The organism is Microbacterium sp. KHB019 (genome assembly GCF_037285405.1).
In the GTDB taxonomy this organism is placed as follows: Bacteria; Actinomycetota; Actinomycetes; order Actinomycetales; family Microbacteriaceae; genus Microbacterium.
The window spans coordinates 280,382-295,366 of the sequence record NZ_JBBDHF010000004.1 but is presented as its reverse complement, the minus strand read 5'-3'; the positions used below and the strand labels follow the sequence as shown (position 1 = coordinate 295,366).

At 68.6% G+C, this 14,985-nt stretch carries 13 protein-coding genes and 1 riboswitch; of the genes, 8 read left to right on the top strand and 5 right to left on the bottom strand.

The annotated features are described in order from the left end of the window. Positions 1-2: 2 nt before the first annotated feature. Positions 3-1,505 carry an ABC transporter ATP-binding protein gene (locus tag KHB019_RS14615; protein WP_337459306.1) on the bottom strand — a complete coding sequence of 501 codons (1,503 nt, stop codon included), beginning with the start codon at positions 1,503-1,505 and terminating at the stop codon, positions 3-5. A 121-nt stretch (positions 1,506-1,626) separates the two neighbouring features. Between KHB019_RS14615 and KHB019_RS14610 the strand changes: the two genes are divergently transcribed. From KHB019_RS14610 to KHB019_RS14600, 3 genes are all read left to right on the top strand, one after another. Continuing rightward, complete coding sequence (locus KHB019_RS14610; protein ID WP_337459305.1) at positions 1,627-2,688, top strand: enoyl-CoA hydratase/isomerase family protein; 1,062 nt, start codon at positions 1,627-1,629, stop codon at positions 2,686-2,688. 162 nt (positions 2,689-2,850) lie between these two features. Next, positions 2,851-4,578: an ABC transporter ATP-binding protein gene (locus KHB019_RS14605; RefSeq protein WP_337459304.1), complete on the top strand. Its 1,728-nt coding sequence runs from the start codon at positions 2,851-2,853 to the stop codon at positions 4,576-4,578. Beyond that, positions 4,575-6,731, top strand: coding sequence for an ABC transporter ATP-binding protein (locus KHB019_RS14600; protein WP_337459303.1), 2,157 nt, complete (start codon positions 4,575-4,577; stop codon positions 6,729-6,731). Before KHB019_RS14605 ends, KHB019_RS14600 begins: the two co-directional genes overlap by 4 nt. A gap of 66 nt (positions 6,732-6,797) precedes the next feature. On the opposite strand, the gene KHB019_RS14595 is transcribed toward KHB019_RS14600, so the two are convergent. Further along, complete coding sequence (locus KHB019_RS14595; RefSeq protein ID WP_337459302.1) at positions 6,798-8,348, bottom strand: D-alanyl-D-alanine carboxypeptidase family protein; 1,551 nt, start codon at positions 8,346-8,348, stop codon at positions 6,798-6,800. A 67-nt stretch (positions 8,349-8,415) separates the two neighbouring features. Next, positions 8,416-8,526: riboswitch (TPP riboswitch) on the top strand. Here KHB019_RS14595 and KHB019_RS14590 point away from each other — a divergent pair. The 3 genes from KHB019_RS14590 (at position 8,519) to KHB019_RS14580 (ending at position 11,435) form a co-directional block, all read left to right on the top strand. Beyond that, the gene (locus KHB019_RS14590; protein WP_337459301.1) at positions 8,519-9,157 is read left to right on the top strand and encodes an ECF transporter S component; all 639 of its coding nucleotides are present in this window, start codon (positions 8,519-8,521) and stop codon (positions 9,155-9,157) included. It overlaps the preceding riboswitch by 8 nt. Positions 9,158-9,165: 8 nt before the next feature. Then, the gene (locus KHB019_RS14585; protein WP_337459300.1) at positions 9,166-10,656 is read left to right on the top strand and encodes an ABC transporter ATP-binding protein; all 1,491 of its coding nucleotides are present in this window, start codon (positions 9,166-9,168) and stop codon (positions 10,654-10,656) included. Further along, positions 10,653-11,435, top strand: a complete 783-nt coding sequence (locus KHB019_RS14580) for an energy-coupling factor transporter transmembrane component T family protein (RefSeq protein WP_337459299.1) — start codon at positions 10,653-10,655, stop codon at positions 11,433-11,435. The genes KHB019_RS14585 and KHB019_RS14580 overlap by 4 nt, the downstream gene beginning before the upstream one ends. Positions 11,436-11,515: 80 nt before the next feature. Here KHB019_RS14580 and KHB019_RS14575 read toward each other — a convergent pair whose 3' ends face one another. From KHB019_RS14575 to KHB019_RS14565, 3 genes are all read right to left on the bottom strand, one after another. Next, positions 11,516-11,908, bottom strand: a complete 393-nt coding sequence (locus tag KHB019_RS14575; RefSeq protein WP_230102663.1) for an MmcQ/YjbR family DNA-binding protein — start codon at positions 11,906-11,908, stop codon at positions 11,516-11,518. Between the two features lies 1 nt (position 11,909). Continuing rightward, positions 11,910-12,662 carry an aminoglycoside 3'-phosphotransferase gene (locus tag KHB019_RS14570; protein ID WP_230102664.1) on the bottom strand — a complete coding sequence of 251 codons (753 nt, stop codon included), beginning with the start codon at positions 12,660-12,662 and terminating at the stop codon, positions 11,910-11,912. A 115-nt stretch (positions 12,663-12,777) separates the two neighbouring features. Then, positions 12,778-13,137, bottom strand: coding sequence for a DUF488 domain-containing protein (locus tag KHB019_RS14565; RefSeq protein ID WP_230102665.1), 360 nt, complete (start codon positions 13,135-13,137; stop codon positions 12,778-12,780). A gap of 96 nt (positions 13,138-13,233) precedes the next feature. Between KHB019_RS14565 and KHB019_RS14560 the strand changes: the two genes are divergently transcribed. After that, entirely contained in the window at positions 13,234-13,995 is a 762-nt protein-coding gene (locus tag KHB019_RS14560) for an SDR family NAD(P)-dependent oxidoreductase (protein WP_337459298.1), read from the top strand. Positions 13,996-14,020: 25 nt separating this feature from the next. Continuing rightward, entirely contained in the window at positions 14,021-14,854 is an 834-nt protein-coding gene (locus KHB019_RS14555) for an SDR family oxidoreductase (protein ID WP_337459297.1), read from the top strand. Positions 14,855-14,985 lie beyond the last annotated feature (131 nt).

Below are 14,985 nucleotides of genomic sequence, written 5' to 3'. Positions count from 1 at the left end.
GCTCAGTTCTGCTCGCGCTCGTCGTTCTGCTCGGGCTCGCCGTCCGTCGCGTGCTCGCCTTCGCCCGCTGACTCTTCGTCAGTCGGGTGATCGATGTCGCCCTCCGGCTCGGAGCCCGAGTCGGACTCGAACGTCGGCACGACGTCTATGACGCGTGTGGCGTCGTCCTCTGCGACGGGCTCGGATTCTGCAACGGGCTCGGATTCCGCAAGGGGCTCGGACTCGTCATGCGCTTCGTCCGAAGCGTCGGCAGCATCCTCGGCCGCGTCCTCTTCGGACGTCTCGGCGTCGACGGACTCGACCGCGGCAGCAGCGCTGTTCGGATCGGTGACGGGCGTCGCGAACATGCTCGCCACGGCCGCGAGGCCGGCGAGGCCGGGGAGCGGCCGGTCGTCGACGGGCGCGGACTCTTCGACGGCGTCGGATGCTTCGGGGGAGGTTTCGACTCGCTCCGCTCGCTCGACGTCTCGCGTGGAAGAGTCGTCCGCATTCACTTCCGGGTCGTTGAGCGAATCGAGTCGAAGCCGCTCCGGATCCGAAGCATCCTCGCTCTCAGTGGCGAGCGTGAAGAGCGTGTCCGTCTCGTTCGGCACCGGCGCGGGCGGAGCGACGTAGCGGTCGTTCACCAGGTCGAGGAAGACGTCTTCGAGCGTCGGCCCTCGTTGCTGCAGGGTCGTCAGCGCGACGCCGGCGTGTGCCGTGATGCGGCCGATGGTCGCCGCGTCGCTGCCGCGCACGGTGAGCCCCGAGCGCAGGATCTCGTACTCGTAGCCGGCATCCGTCAACGATTCCGAGAGCGCGTCGCGGTCGAGAGCATCCACTACGACGGGTCCGGTCCTGGGATCGGCGAGCGCCTCCATGGTGCCCGCGAACTTGAGCTCGCCGCGCGAGATCACGAGGATCTCGTCGGCGATCTGCTCGACCTCGGAAAGCACGTGCGAAGAGACGAGCACCGTGCGGCCCTCGTCGGCGAGGCCCCGGATGAGCGTGCGCATCCAGCGGATGCCCTCGGGGTCCAGGCCGTTGGCCGGTTCGTCGAGGACGAGCACGCCGGGGTCGCCGATCAGAGCAGTGGCGGCACTCAGACGCTGGCGCATGCCGAGCGAGAGAGCGGCGATGCGGGATTCGACCTCGTCGCCGAGACCGACGAACGAGATGAGCTCCCCGACACGGGAGAGGGGGACGCCGCCGGCCTTCGCGGCTGCGATGAGGTGACGCTCCACCGTGCGTCGTCCGCGGAATGCGGGGTCGTCCAGCATGGCGCCGATGACACGCGCCGGGCTGCGGAGCTCGGCGTAGCGCGAGCCGCCGATGGTGGCGGTGCCGCTGGTCGGTCGCTCGAGGCCGAGCAGCATGCGCAGGGTCGTGGTCTTGCCGGCGCCGTTGGGCCCGAGGAATCCGGTCACGACGCCTGGGCCGATGCGCGCGGAGAAGTCCGACACCGCGGCGACGGCGCCGAAGCGCTTGGTCGCACGGTCGAACTCGATCAGCTGTCCGTCTGGCATCCGGGGCCTTTCCTGCATGGGCGTTCTCCCCATCTTGCCGGAAAACATGCAGAATTCCGCATCGACGGGGCGCAGAAACCCCAGAAGAGAGCAGAGTACAGCCCCATGTAACGTGGCTCCCGTGACTGACATCGACGCCGAGCCCACGGTTCTGGTTCGCACGGAAGGCGCCCTCGGACGCCTCACCCTCAATCGGCCGAGGGCGATCAACGCACTCGACCACGACATGATCCAGCAGCTCGGTGCGGCGCTGGACGCGTGGCGCGATGACACCGACATCGACATCGTCCTGATCGACGGCGCCGGCGACCGCGGAATGTGCGCCGGTGGTGATGTGCGTGCTCTCTACGACCAGATCGTCTCCGGCCGACCGGAGCAGACGGCGGAGTTCTTCCGTGCCGAGTACGCGCTCAACCTCATGATCTCCGAGTTCCCGAAGCCGGTGGTCGCCATCGCGGACGGCATCACGATGGGCGGGGGGATCGGCCTGGCCGGCCACGCCGCGATCCGCATCGTCACCGAGCGCAGTCGCCTCGCGATGCCGGAGACCCGGATCGGCTTCACCCCGGACGTCGGCGGCACGTACCTGCTCGGCCGCGCGCCGGGCCGCATCGGCGAGTACCTCGGGCTGACCGGGGGAACCATGTCGGCGGCGGATGCCGTCTACGTCGGCTTCGCGGACCACTACGTGCCGTCGCAGCACCTGGACGAGCTGCGTGAGGCCCTCGGCAAGCGCGCCGACCCGACGAGCCCGTCCGAGCTCGTGCTGCTGTTCGACGAGACCCCCGAGCCGTCCGTGCTCGTGACCGAGCGCGCCTGGATCGACGAGGCCTTCTCGGCCGACACGGTCGGCGAGATCGCCGAGCGGTTGTCCGCACGGGCAGAGGTGTCGGCATCCGCTACCGCCGCAACGCTGAGGGAACTGTCGCCCACCGGCCTCGCCGTGACGCTGGATGCCGTGCGCGAAGCGCGCGAGGGAACCCTGCGGGACGCGCTGATCGGCGAGTACCGCCGCGTGATGTGGTTCGCGACGCAGCATCCGGACCTTCCGGAAGGGATTCGCGCACAACTGGTCGACAAGGATCGCTCGCCGAAATGGCAGCCGGCGACCATCGCGGAGCTGACGACGGATGCCGGATCAGCGGCCCGTGCGTTCACGCCGGACGTGCCGCTGTTCGACTGACCGAGGCCGTCGAAGGTTCTTGGACGGCGGAGAGAAATCCGGCGCCATCTGCGAGTCGTTCGCCCTGAGCGGATAATGCCGTTCGGCTATGGGCAATGTCCGAAGGTCGTGGCACTCTATCTGGTGGCCTCGTCGGCCTTTTCCCCAAAAGGACTCCACCACATGCTCGGGAAACTCCTCCTCCGCTATCTCTCCAAATACTGGCCGCTGCTCGTCGGCGTCCTGGTGTTCCAGTTCGCCAGCGCGCTGGCCACGCTCTACCTTCCGCGCCTGAACGCGGACATCATCAACGAAGGCGTCGCCACGGCTGATACCGGCTACATCTGGCGCACCGGCGCCTGGATGCTGGTCGTCTCGCTCGGTCAGATCGTCTGCTCCGTGGTCGCGACCTACTTCGCGGCCAAGGCCGCGATGAGCGTCGGACGCGACATCCGCTCCGACGTGTTCGCGCGCGTCAGCGGCTTCTCCGAGCGCGAGGTCTCGCAGTTCGGAGCGGGATCCCTGATCACCCGCAACACCAATGACGTGCAGCAGGTGCAGATGCTGGCGATGATGGGCGCGACGATGTTCGTCACCGCGCCGCTCCTCGCCATCGGCGGCATCATCATGGCCGTCCAGCAGGACGTCGGCCTCAGCTGGCTGATCGCCGTCTCCGTGCCCGTGCTGCTCATCGTCGCCGTGCTCATCATCGCCCGCATGGTGCCGTTGTTCCGCCGCAACCAATCGAAGCTCGACGCGATCAACCGGGTCATGCGCGAGCAGCTCACCGGCGTCCGCGTCGTCCGCGCCTTCGTGCGCGAGCGCGTGGAGGAGGAGCGGTTCCGCGAGACCAACACCGACCTCATGATCCTCGGCCGCAACATCGGCTCGTTGTTCGTCCTGCTCTTCCCGCTGTTCATGCTGATCCTCAACGTCACTGTCGTCGGTGTCATCTGGTTCGGCGGCGTCGAGGTGCAGAACGGCAACGTCGAGGTGGGCACGCTGTTCGCCTTCATGCAGTACATCGGTCAGATCATGATGGGCGTCATCATGTCGAGCTTCATGGCGATGATGATCCCTCGTGCTGCGGTCTCCGCCGAGCGCGTGGGCGAGGTCCTCGACGCCGACTCCAGCCTCGAGCGGCCTGTCGACGGCGCGACCGACTTCCCGGTCCCTGGGACCGTCATGTTCGAGGGCGTCGAGTTCGCATACCCCGGCGCCGAGTCGTCCGTGCTCAAGAACATCTCGTTCGGGGCGGAGCGCGGCGAGACCGTCGCGATCGTCGGATCCACCGGTGCGGGCAAGACCACGCTCGTCTCGCTGATCCCTCGCCTGTTCGATGTCACCGGCGGCACGGTGCGGGTCGGCGGTGTCGACGTGCGCGAAGCCGACATGGACGCGCTCTGGAAGACGATCGGCCTGGTGCCGCAGCGTCCGTTCCTGTTCACCGGCACGATCGCGTCGAACCTCCGGTACGGACGCTCGGATGCCACGGACGAAGAGCTCTGGGCTGCGCTCGAGATCGCGCAGGCCAAGGACTTCGTCGAAGAGATGCCCGAAGGGCTCGAGACCCGCGTCGCCCAGGGCGGCACGAACGTCTCCGGCGGGCAGCGCCAGCGCCTGGCGATCGCCCGTGCCCTGGTGCACCAGCCGCAGATCCTCGTCTTCGACGACTCGTTCTCGGCACTCGACCTCACCACCGACGCCCGGCTCCGTCAGGCGCTGTGGCGAGAGTTGCCGCAGGTGACGAAGATCGTCGTCGCCCAGCGCGTGTCCACGATCACTGACGCCGATCGCATCGTCGTCCTTGAAGGAGGAGAGATGGTCGGAGTCGGCACGCACGAAGAACTCGTCGCGAGCAACGAGACCTACCGAGAGATCGTCGAGTCGCAGCTGGGGGTGGACGCATGAGCACCTCGCTTCCTGAGCCCTCGCGATCGATCCCTGAGCCTGTCGAAGGGTCGGACGTCGGCCCCACCTCGACCCTGACCGCCGAAGAGCAGTACGAGGCCGAGCTCGCGGAGCAGGCGCGCCAAAACTCCGGTGACTGGGATGCGGTGAAGCCCGGCAAGGCCGACAACTTCGGCAAGAGCTTCGCACGCATGATCGGGCTGCTCAAGCCGTCCGCGCTGTGGTTCGTGCTGGTGTCGTTCTTCGGCGCCGTCGGCGTCGTGCTGACCGTCGCGGCGCCCAAGGTCCTCGGTGAGGCCACGAACCTCATCTACGAGGGCTACATCTCCAAAGTGCTCGGCGACAACGGCGTACCCGCCGGGACGTCGCAAGAGCAGGTCGTCGAGATCCTGCGCTCGCAGAATCAGGACGACTTCGCCAACATGGTGGCGGCGTTCGACGACTTCCAGGTCGGCGCAGGCATCGACTTCGACCGACTGCGCTGGGTCATCATCAGCGTGCTCGCGATCTACGTGGTCGCCGCTCTGCTGAGCTGGCTGCAGGGCTATGTCATCAACGTGATCATGGTCCGCACCATGTGGCGACTGCGCGAGGCCGTCGAGGCGAAGATCAACCGCCTGCCGCTGGCTTACTTCGACAAGGTGCAGCGCGGTGAGCTGATCTCGCGTGTCACGAACGACATCGACAACATCACCCAGACGATGCAGCAGTCGCTCTCGGGTGCGCTGACATCAGTGCTCACCGTGATCGGCGTGCTGGTCATGATGTTCTCGATCTCGTGGCAGCTCGCCCTGGTCGCCCTGGTGGCTCTGCCGCTCATGGGCGTCATCTTCGGCGTCATCGGGCCGCGTTCGCAGAAGGCCTTCGGCACGCAGTGGCGCAAGGTCGGTCGCCTCAACGCCCGCGTCGAGGAGTCCTTCTCGGGTCACGCCCTGGTCAAGGTCTTCGGTCGCGAGCAGGAGGCCCTCGAGAGCTTCCAGGCCGAGAACGAGGAGCTGTACCAGGCGAGCTTCAAGGCGCAGTTCCTGTCGGGCGTCATCATGCCAGCCATGACCTTCGTCGGCAGCCTGACCTTCGTCGGCATCGCGGTCCTCGGCGGCCTGATGGTCGCCAGTGGCCAGCTGCGCCTCGGCGACGTGCAGGCGTTCATCCAGTACTCGCAGCAGTTCACCCAGCCCCTCGCGGAGCTCGGTGGCATGGCGGCGGTCGTCCAGTCCGGTACCGCTTCTGCGGAGCGGGTGTTCGACTTCCTCGATGCCGACGAGCAGGATCCGGATGCCGAGAACGCGGCGTCGCTGCCCGACCCCGAGGTCGCCGGTCGCGGTGTCATCGAGTTCCAGGACGTGTCGTTCTCGTACACACCGGATCGTCCGCTGATCAAGGATCTGTCGTTCCGGGTCGAGCCCGGTCAGACCGTCGCGATCGTCGGACCGACCGGTGCGGGAAAGACCACCCTGGTCAACCTGATCATGCGGTTCTACGAACTCAGCGGCGGGCGCATCCTGATCGACGGTCAGGACATCGCCGGCGTCACCCGCTCTGAGCTCCGCTCCCGCACGGGGATGGTTCTGCAGGACCCGTGGCTGTTCGCCGGGTCCATCCTCGAGAACATCCGCTACGGCCGCTCCACCGCCACCGATGACGAGGTCATCGAGGCGGCGACCGCGACGTACGTCGACCGTTTCGTTCATTCCCTCCCCGAGGGGTACGAGACGGTTCTCGACGAGGACGCCTCGAACGTGTCGGCCGGTGAGCGCCAGCTGATCACGATCGCACGAGCGTTCGTGTCGCAGCCGTCGATCCTCATCCTCGATGAGGCGACGAGCGCCGTCGACACCCGCACCGAACTGCTGCTGCAGAACGCCATGGCGGCGTTGCGACATGGGCGTACGTCGTTCGTGATCGCGCACCGTCTGTCGACGATCCGCGACGCCGACCTCATCCTCGTGATGGAGCACGGCGACATCGTCGAGAAGGGCTCGCACGATGAGCTCATCGCGGCTCAGGGCGCATACTGGCGTCTGTACCAGTCGCAGTTCGAGCAGGCCGCGACCGACATCGACGCCGAAGCGGCCATGACCGACGCGGTTCCCGTCGTCGCGACCGGCGAGGCAGAGGTGCTGGAGAACGCAGAGCAGCCCAGCGAGAGCTGACGCGATCGCAGAAGAGCGGGGGTGGCCGACCGGCCACCCCCGCTCTTCTGCATCTACGGCTGCAGATCAGTCGACGATGCCCAGCAGCTCCAGCGGATGAGTCAGCCGCCACCAGGGGCTCGGGTCTGCGATCTCGTCCGCGAGGGAGACGTCGACCGTCGTGGCATCCACGGGGCCGGTCACCGAGAGCGTGCCGACATCGTCGCCGTCGGCACGCTGGTCGTCGAGAGCGAGGGCGACCGTCGCCGTCGAGCTGGCGCCGTTCCAGAGCGCGACGGTGGCATCGGAGTCGGTGACGATGTCTACGCTCGTGCCCCACACGGTGTCGACGCGGCCCACCACCGTTCCCTCCGCGACGGACGGCTCCTGCGCTGCGAGTGCGGCCTCCACCTGCGTGAACAGCGAGCGTGTGGCAGCGAGTCTGCTCTCGTCGTCGGCCTGATTCAGGACAGCGGCGTAGAGGTGAACGGTCGTGTCGCCGATCGTCACATCCTTGGCGGTGAGCAGATTCCAGCTGTCACCCAGCGTCCCGGTCTTGATCCCGACGACGCCGGGGTCGGCGAGCATACCGTTGGTGTTGTTCACGACGCCGGCGCCGGGCAGGTCCACCTGCTTCGTCCCGACGATCTCGGCGAAGACCGGGTTCTGCATGGCACGCTCGCCCAGACGCAGCAGCGCCTCGGGCGTCGCGGCGTTGCGCGCGTCGAATCCGGACGGCGTCACGACGGTGATGTCACTGAGTCCGCGATCGGCGAGCCAGGCCTTGGCCGCCGCAGCGAACTGCTCGTTCGACCCCCAGATCTCACGGGCGAGGCGGTCGACGTAGTTGTTCGCCGATCCGAGCAGCGTGCCCTGGAGCATCTGATATTCGGTCAGGACGCCGTCGACCGGCACATCGAGCGCCGACTGATCGGAGCGTCGATAGTCCCAGTACTCCACGCTGTCGGAGTAGGTGAACGCGTACTCCGGCCCCTGCTCGCCCAGCTTCAACGGGTGACGATCCAGCACCATGAGGGCGGTGACGACTTTCGTCACGCTCGCGATGGATGCCGCATTCGGGGTCGACGCGGTGGACGAGACGCCGGCGACGCCGACGCTCGAGCTACCACCGGTGGGCCAGGTGATCTCCGCTGCGGCAGCGGGCGTCGTCGCGAACTCGAGTGCCTGAACGACGGGTGGCACAGCGTGCAGGGGCCACATGAGCGTCGTCGCGGCATAGGCCGCACCGCAGAGCACGAGGGTGCCCAGCGGCACCAGCCACCGTGTACGCAGCAGAGCGGGGCGGAGCTTCGCGTCCGCCAGGACGTCCTCGCCGCCGGGGCGGCTCGCCGTGGCATCCAGATCAGGGGGGAGCGTGGTGTCGACGACGTCACCGGTCTCGAGCCACGCGAGCGCCGTCGCCGTGCGCTCGGCGTCGGCCCAGGCGACCGGTGGCGCGGCCGCCTCTGGGGTCTCGCCGGTCAGTTCTTCCAGGGGCGCGTCGACGTCCGGCTCTTCGCCGTCGGGCAGGTCGGGCATCGGGATCGCGGGCGTCTGCGAGCCGCGCATCTCCTCGCGAGCACGCAGGGCGCGACGGGTCATCCCGGTGGTCACGGGCGTCGCGTCTTCGATGGTCACCTGCTTACGGTACCCAATCGCGTGCACGGATCGAGTAACCCTGCGGGTTCGAGGCGGGTAAGATCGAGTTCACAACCACGGGAGTCCGGGCATGCCGGGCTGAGAGGAAGCGATCCGCGCTTCGACCGTCGAACCTGATCCGGATCATGCCGGCGCAGGGAGGAGCTCAGATGAGTACGTCTACACGCACGCCCCAGACCGCACAGACGGTCACCCCGAATCGTTGGCGCTGGCGCGTCGTCGACATCGTCGTCGCCGCCGTCCTGGGTGTCGCGATCGGTCTGCTGTTCTGGGGGTGGAACGTCGTCGGCGGCGCCTGGTTCGGCGCCGCGGATGCCCTCACCCCCGGCCTCGGCGGCATCGCGGTCGGCATCTGGCTGATCGGCGGCGTCGTCGGCGGCCTCGTCATCCGCAAGCCCGGCGCCGCGTTCGTCGTCGAGGTCGTCGCCGCCATCGTCTCGATGCTGATCGGCAACGTCTGGGGCGTCTCCACCGTGCTCTCCGGCATGGTGCAGGGTCTCGGCGCCGAACTGATCTTCGCGCTGTTCCTCTACCGCCGCTTCGGCATCGTGGTCGCCGCCCTCGCCGGCGCCGGTGCCGGTGTCGCCGCGTGGATCTTCGAGCTGTTCTACGGCAGCTCCCCGAACATCCTGAAGTCGCTCGAGTTCAACACGATCTACCTCGTCAGCGTCGCCGTCTCAGGCATCGTGCTCGCCGGAATCGTGGGCTGGCTGCTCGTACGAGCCCTCGCCGCCACCGGAGCACTGAGCCGCTTCGCCGCAGGCCGAGAGCTCGCCCGCGAGATCTGAGGCGTCAATTGCCTGTTGAGAACGGGGCGCCCCCGGCTCGCGTGCAGGCGGCGGGCTGGGGCTGGCGCTACGCGGGGCGCAAGCGCCCGGCGGTCAGCGACGTCAGCTTCACGATCGAGCCCGGCGAACGGGTGCTGCTGCTCGGCGCATCAGGCGCCGGCAAGTCGACCCTGCTCGCCGGGCTCGCCGGCGTCCTCGGCGACGCCGACGAGGGGGAGCGCACCGGCACGCTGACGATCGATGGGGCAGCCCCGGAGTCGCGGCGGGGTCAGACCGGGCTCGTGATGCAGGATCCGGATGCCGGGATCGTGCTGTCCAAAGTGGGCGATGATGTCGCCTTCGGATGTGAGAACCTCGGCGTTCCGGCATCCGAGATCCCGTCGCGGGTGTCTGGGGCGCTGGATGCGGTCGGACTCGAGGTGCCGCTGCAGCGCCCGACCAAGGCGTTGTCCGGTGGGCAGAAGCAGCGCCTCGTGCTGGCCGGCGTCCTCGCGATGCGGCCCGGGCTGCTGCTGCTCGACGAGCCGACCGCGAACCTCGACCCTGAGGGTGTCGCCGAGGTGCGCGCGAGCGTCGAACACGTCGTCGAGGCGAGCGGTGCGACGCTCGTGGTCGTCGAGCACCGCACACCGGTCTGGGTCGATCTGATGACCAGGGTGATCGTGCTCGGCGCCAACGGCGGGCTGCTCGCCGACGGGGCGCCCTCGCATGTCTTCGCCGCGCACGGCCAGGCGCTGGCGGATGCCGGGGTCTGGGTGCCGGGGCTCGAGGTCGACCTGCCGCAGCTGGCGACTGTCCTTCCGGATGCGGCGCCGGTTCTCTCGGCATCCGGGCTCGCCATCGCCCGAGACCCGCGGACCGCTGCCTCGAACATCCCAGTGCAGGCAGGACTCGAGGTTCAGGTGCCGCGCGGTCACGCGACCGTCATCACGGGGCCGAACGGCGTGGGAAAGTCCACGCTCGCGCTCACCCTCGCCGGTCTCATCCCCGAGCAGGCCGGCACAGTCGAAGCGGCGGAGCCGCTCGCGGGCAAGCGCGGACGGCGGCCGTTCCGGTGGACCTCCCGCGAACTGCTCACCCGCATCGGCACGGTGTTCCAGGAGCCGGAGCATCAGTTCCTGAAGCAGACCCTGCGCGACGAGCTCGCCGTCGGACCTGCGGCGCTCGGCTGGACGGCATCCCGCACCACGGCCGTCGTCGACGACCTGCTCGAGCGGCTGCACCTCGCCCCTCTCGCTCTGGCCAACCCGTTCACGCTGTCCGGTGGACAGAAGCGACGGCTGTCGGTTGCGACGGTGCTCGCGGCATCCCCCGAGGTGATCGTCCTCGACGAGCCGACGTTCGGACAGGATCGCCGCGGCTGGATCGAGCTGGTTGCTCTGCTGCAGGAGCAGATCGCCGCCGGGACCTCGGTCGTCGCCGTGACGCACGACGACGGTGTGATCCGGCACCTGGGCGGCCACCGGATCGCGCTCGCGCCGCAGGAGGTGCGCGCATGACCTCTGTCATCGCAGCGCCACCGCGCGCCTGGCTCGACGGCGTGAACCCGGTCACGAAGCTCCTCCTCGCGCTGCTGCTGTCGGTGCCGCTGTTCGCCTCGATCGACGTCGTCAGCGGTCTCGTCGCCATCGGGCTGCAGCTGCTGTGCCTGCCGCTGACCGGTCTGCGGCTGTCGACGGTCCTTCGGCGCATCCTCCCCATCGTCGTGTTCGCGCCGATCGCAGGGCTCAGCATGCTGCTGTACGCCGAACCCGCCGGACACGTCTACTGGAGCTTCGGCTTCGCGACGATCAGCGACGACTCGATCTCGCTCGCGGTCGCGGTGAGCCTGCGCGTCGTCGCGCTCGGACTGCCGACGATCCTCCTGTTCGGAAACACGGATCCGACCGAGCTCGCCGACGGGCTCGCACAGGTCGCGAAGCTCCCCAGCCGGTTCGTGCTCGGCATCCTGGCAGGCACCCGCATGCTCGGGCTGTTCCTCGACGACTGGCGCACGATGAGCCTGGCGCGGCGAGCCCGTGGAGTGGGCGACAGCGGAGCGATCCGGCGCTTCTTCTCGATGGCGTTCGTGCTGCTCGTCTTCGCCGTGCGTCGCGGAACGCGGCTCGCCCTGGCGATGGAGGCCCGCGGGTTCGGCTCCGGCATCCCGCGGACCTGGTCGAGGCCGTCGCGGCTGCACGGCCGGGATGGGATCGCCCTCCTGGGCGCCGCTGTCATCATGTCCCTGTCGCTCGCCGCCGCCGTGCTGGCCGGCACGTTCCGCTTCGTCTGGAGCTGAGAAACCACTTTCCGCTCGAGACACCACGTCACCGGTGGTGTCTCGAGCGGAAAGTGGTTTCTCGGGGTGGGGATGCCGCGTCAGCGCGCGTCGAGGTCAGCCACGAAGCGACGAGGAGCTGTCACGCGGTAGGACGCGTCGATGAGCTCGGCGATCTCCTGCCAGTCCGTGTCATCGTCCAGGTCGATGCCGAGCCATCCGGATGGCCCGAGGTAGGCGGGCACCCAGAATCGCGGGTCCTGTCGCAGCGCCGGATCGTCCTCGGCGTCGGGGCGCACCATGATCCCGGCGTCATGCGCGACCCAGTCCCCGTCGATCCGCACCGAGCCGCCGAAGTAGCAGAAGACCTTCTGCGTGAAGAACGCCGGGCGCCCGTGGCTGACCTTCTCCGCAGCCTCGGGAAAAGTCAGGGCGATCGCCCGCACCCTGGCCAGCAGCGGGTCGTCGGGGGAGAACATCAGCGGATGTGCCATGTCAGCTCGCGTTCCAGAGGTCGCGGTAGTACGCGAGGCGGTCGCGATCAGGGGTGACTCCGTACGCCTCGATGAGCGCGTCCTCCCAGCCGGGCCCGTAGTTCCACTCCGTACTCATGGATGCGACGGCGATGTCGGCCCAGCGGTCGGCCGTGCCCATCAGCGCGAGGTCGACATGGGCGAGCCAGCGCCCGTCCTCGGCGACCAGGGTGTTCGGGCAGCAGGCGTCGCCGTGGCTGACGACGAGGCGGTCGATCGGCGGCGCGTCGCGCAGGGCGTCAGGCACGCGGATGCCGCGACCCTCGGCGTTCGCGATGCGCCCTGGCACGCTCCACTCCCACGGGCATTCCGCGACGGGAAGCGCATCGTGCATCGCGCGGAGCCCTTCGCCGACCGCCCGCACCGCAGCCGCGGGCTCGGCGACCCAGCGCGGGTCGACAGCGCTTCGCCCGTCGATGGCCGCCGTGATCAGCCACTCGTGCGTGGCATCCTCGCCGTGGTCGAGAACGCGCGGCACGCGAATCCAGCGCCCAGCCCACCGCATCCGCTCCACTTCATCGCGCAGCGAGAACTCGAGGTTTCGCGGGCCCCACTTGATGTAGAAGGGATCGGTCGCGTTCGTCGAGCCGGTCGCGCCGGTCGCGCGGAACGTGACGCCACCGTAGTCGTTGAGCCACACGGGCGTGAGATCTGCGCCGCGCGCGAGCTCGCACACCTGGTCCGGGACGGCCATCTCGTCCGCCGGAATCGTCACAGTTCCGACCTCGTCGACCGCATGACTCCGGAGAAACTGCTCAAAACCTCGTCGACGATGCCGTAACCACGCGGATCTGCCGAAAAGATCCGGAGTTGTGCGGGCGCGGTGATGCTCACAGCAGCTCGCGCAGCGCCTCGACGAGCACGACGGCGTGGTTGTGCTCCTCATCGTGTGCGGCGTACACGAGGGTGACGACTTCGTGCCCCCGCAGTTCGTCGGCCAGCTCCTCCAGCGCGGACGCCGACTCGCCGTCCAGTTCGGCACGATAGCGGTCGGCATACGCGCCCCAATCCCCATCGGATGCCGCGTGCCACTCCTTCCGGAGTCCCGGGGTGGGAGCGGCATCCTTCGCCCACAGATCGATCGCGGCACGCGCCTTCGAGACCCCGCGCGGCCACAGCCGATCGACCAGCACGCGGAACCCGTCCGAGGATTCGGCGGTGTCGTAGGCTCGCTTGCGACGCAGTTCCATGGCTCCAGCCAACACCTCTCCGCCACCGCACGCCAGAGTTGGTACTGAGAACCGCGTATGCTGAGACTGAGTTGCAGATTCGTTCGAAGGAGAACCATGCAGATCCAGGGATCCGGCGCACTGATCACCGGAGGCGCCTCCGGCCTCGGCCTCGCGACCGCTCGCGTGCTCGCCGCTGCCGGCGCACATGTCACGCTTCTCGACCTGCCGTCCTCCGCGGGAGCCGAAATGGCCGCAGAACTCGGTGGCACGTTCGCCGCCGGCGACGTCACGAGTCCCGAGGATGCCGCATCCGCGGTCGCGGCGGCCAACGAGAACGCGCCGCTGCGCATCGTCGTCAACTGCGCCGGCATCGCCCCGCCGGCGAAGGTCCTCGACCGGGAAGGCAACCCGGCCGTTCTCGCCGACTTCGAGCGCGTCGTCCGCATCAATCTCGTCGGCACCTTCAACGTGACCTCCCAGGCCTCTGCCGTCATCGCGAAGAACGACGCCACGGACAGCGGCGACCGCGGGGTCATCGTGAACACGGCATCCGTCGCGGCGTTCGACGGCCAGATCGGGCAGCCGGCCTACTCCGCGTCGAAGGGCGGCGTGCACGCCATGACGCTGCCGATCGCGCGCGAACTCGCCCGCTACGGCATCCGCGTCTGCACGATCGCCCCCGGAATCATGGAGACGCCGATGCTCGCGGGGCTCCCGGAGGCGGCGCAAGCGTCGCTCGGGCAGCAGGTGCCGTACCCCGCCCGCCTCGGCACGCCCGCCGAGTACGCCGCGCTCGCCCTGCACATCGTCACCAACGGCTACCTGAACGGCGAGACGATCCGCCTCGACGGCGCCATCCGCATGGCGCCCGAGTGACCCGACCCCAACCGAGGAGCAGCCAATGACCACTCTCGCCGGAAAGACCATCCTGATGTCGGGCGGCAGCCGCGGCATCGGCCTCGCCATCGCGCTGCGAGCCGCGCGCGACGGCGCGAACATCGCGATGCTCGCGAAGACCGACACCCCGCATCCCAAGCTCGAGGGAACGGTTCACACGGCTGCGGAGCAGATCCGGGATGCCGGCGGCAAGGCGCTGCCGATCGTGGGCGACGTGCGCGACGACGACGACATCACCGAAGCGGTCATGAAGACGCAGGGCGAGTTCGGCGGCATCGACATCGTCATCAACAACGCCAGCGTCATCGATCTCTCGCGCTCACTCGACCTCAACGCGAAGAAGTACGACCTGATGCAGGACGTCAACGTCCGCGGCACGTTCATGCTTTCCCGCGCCGCCGTACCGGTGCTGCGCGGTTCGGCCAACCCGCACATCCTGTCGCTCTCGCCGCCGTTGAACCCGACCCCGAAGTGGCTCGGCGCGCACACCGGCTACTCGCTCGCGAAGTTCGGCATGACCATGGTCACGCTCGGCCTCGCCGCCGAGTTCGCGAGCGACGGCATCGCGGCGAACACCCTGTGGCCGCGCACCACCATCGCGACGGCCGCAGTGCAGAACCTGCTCGGCGGGGATCAGGTCATGGCCGCCAGCCGCACCGCCGACATCTACGCGGATGCCGCGTACTCTGTGCTCACGAAGCCCGCTGCGTCGTACACCGGCCAGAGTCTGATCGTCGAGGACGTGCTCGAGGCCGACGGTGTCACGGACTTCTCCGGCTATGCCGCCGTGTCCGGCACCCCCGACGCCGCTCTGTTCCCCGACATCTTCCTCGACTGAGCAGGGTTCCCGGGCCGGATCCCAGACGATTCGGCGGCCGCACGGCGCGCCGCACGGCCGACACGCCGCTCGCGCGGCTGATCGTCTGGGGTCTGGGACGGTTCGTCTGGGTTTTCCCCGTGCGGACTGCG

Excerpts from the sequence above, each read along its gene's own strand:
- KHB019_RS14615 (WP_337459306.1), bottom strand. The coding sequence starts at position 1,505 with ATGCCAGACGGACAGCTGATCGAGTTCGACCGTGCGACCAAGCGCTTC.
- KHB019_RS14605 (WP_337459304.1), top strand. The coding sequence starts at position 2,851 with ATGCTCGGGAAACTCCTCCTCCGCTATCTCTCCAAATACTGGCCGCTG.
- KHB019_RS14600 (WP_337459303.1), top strand. The coding sequence starts at position 4,575 with ATGAGCACCTCGCTTCCTGAGCCCTCGCGATCGATCCCTGAGCCTGTC.
- KHB019_RS14590 (WP_337459301.1), top strand. The coding sequence starts at position 8,519 with ATGAGTACGTCTACACGCACGCCCCAGACCGCACAGACGGTCACCCCG.
- KHB019_RS14580 (WP_337459299.1), top strand. The coding sequence starts at position 10,653 with ATGACCTCTGTCATCGCAGCGCCACCGCGCGCCTGGCTCGACGGCGTG.
- KHB019_RS14575 (WP_230102663.1), bottom strand. The coding sequence starts at position 11,908 with ATGGCACATCCGCTGATGTTCTCCCCCGACGACCCGCTGCTGGCCAGG.
- KHB019_RS14565 (WP_230102665.1), bottom strand. The coding sequence starts at position 13,137 with ATGGAACTGCGTCGCAAGCGAGCCTACGACACCGCCGAATCCTCGGAC.
- KHB019_RS14560 (WP_337459298.1), top strand. The coding sequence starts at position 13,234 with ATGCAGATCCAGGGATCCGGCGCACTGATCACCGGAGGCGCCTCCGGC.
- KHB019_RS14555 (WP_337459297.1), top strand. The coding sequence starts at position 14,021 with ATGACCACTCTCGCCGGAAAGACCATCCTGATGTCGGGCGGCAGCCGC.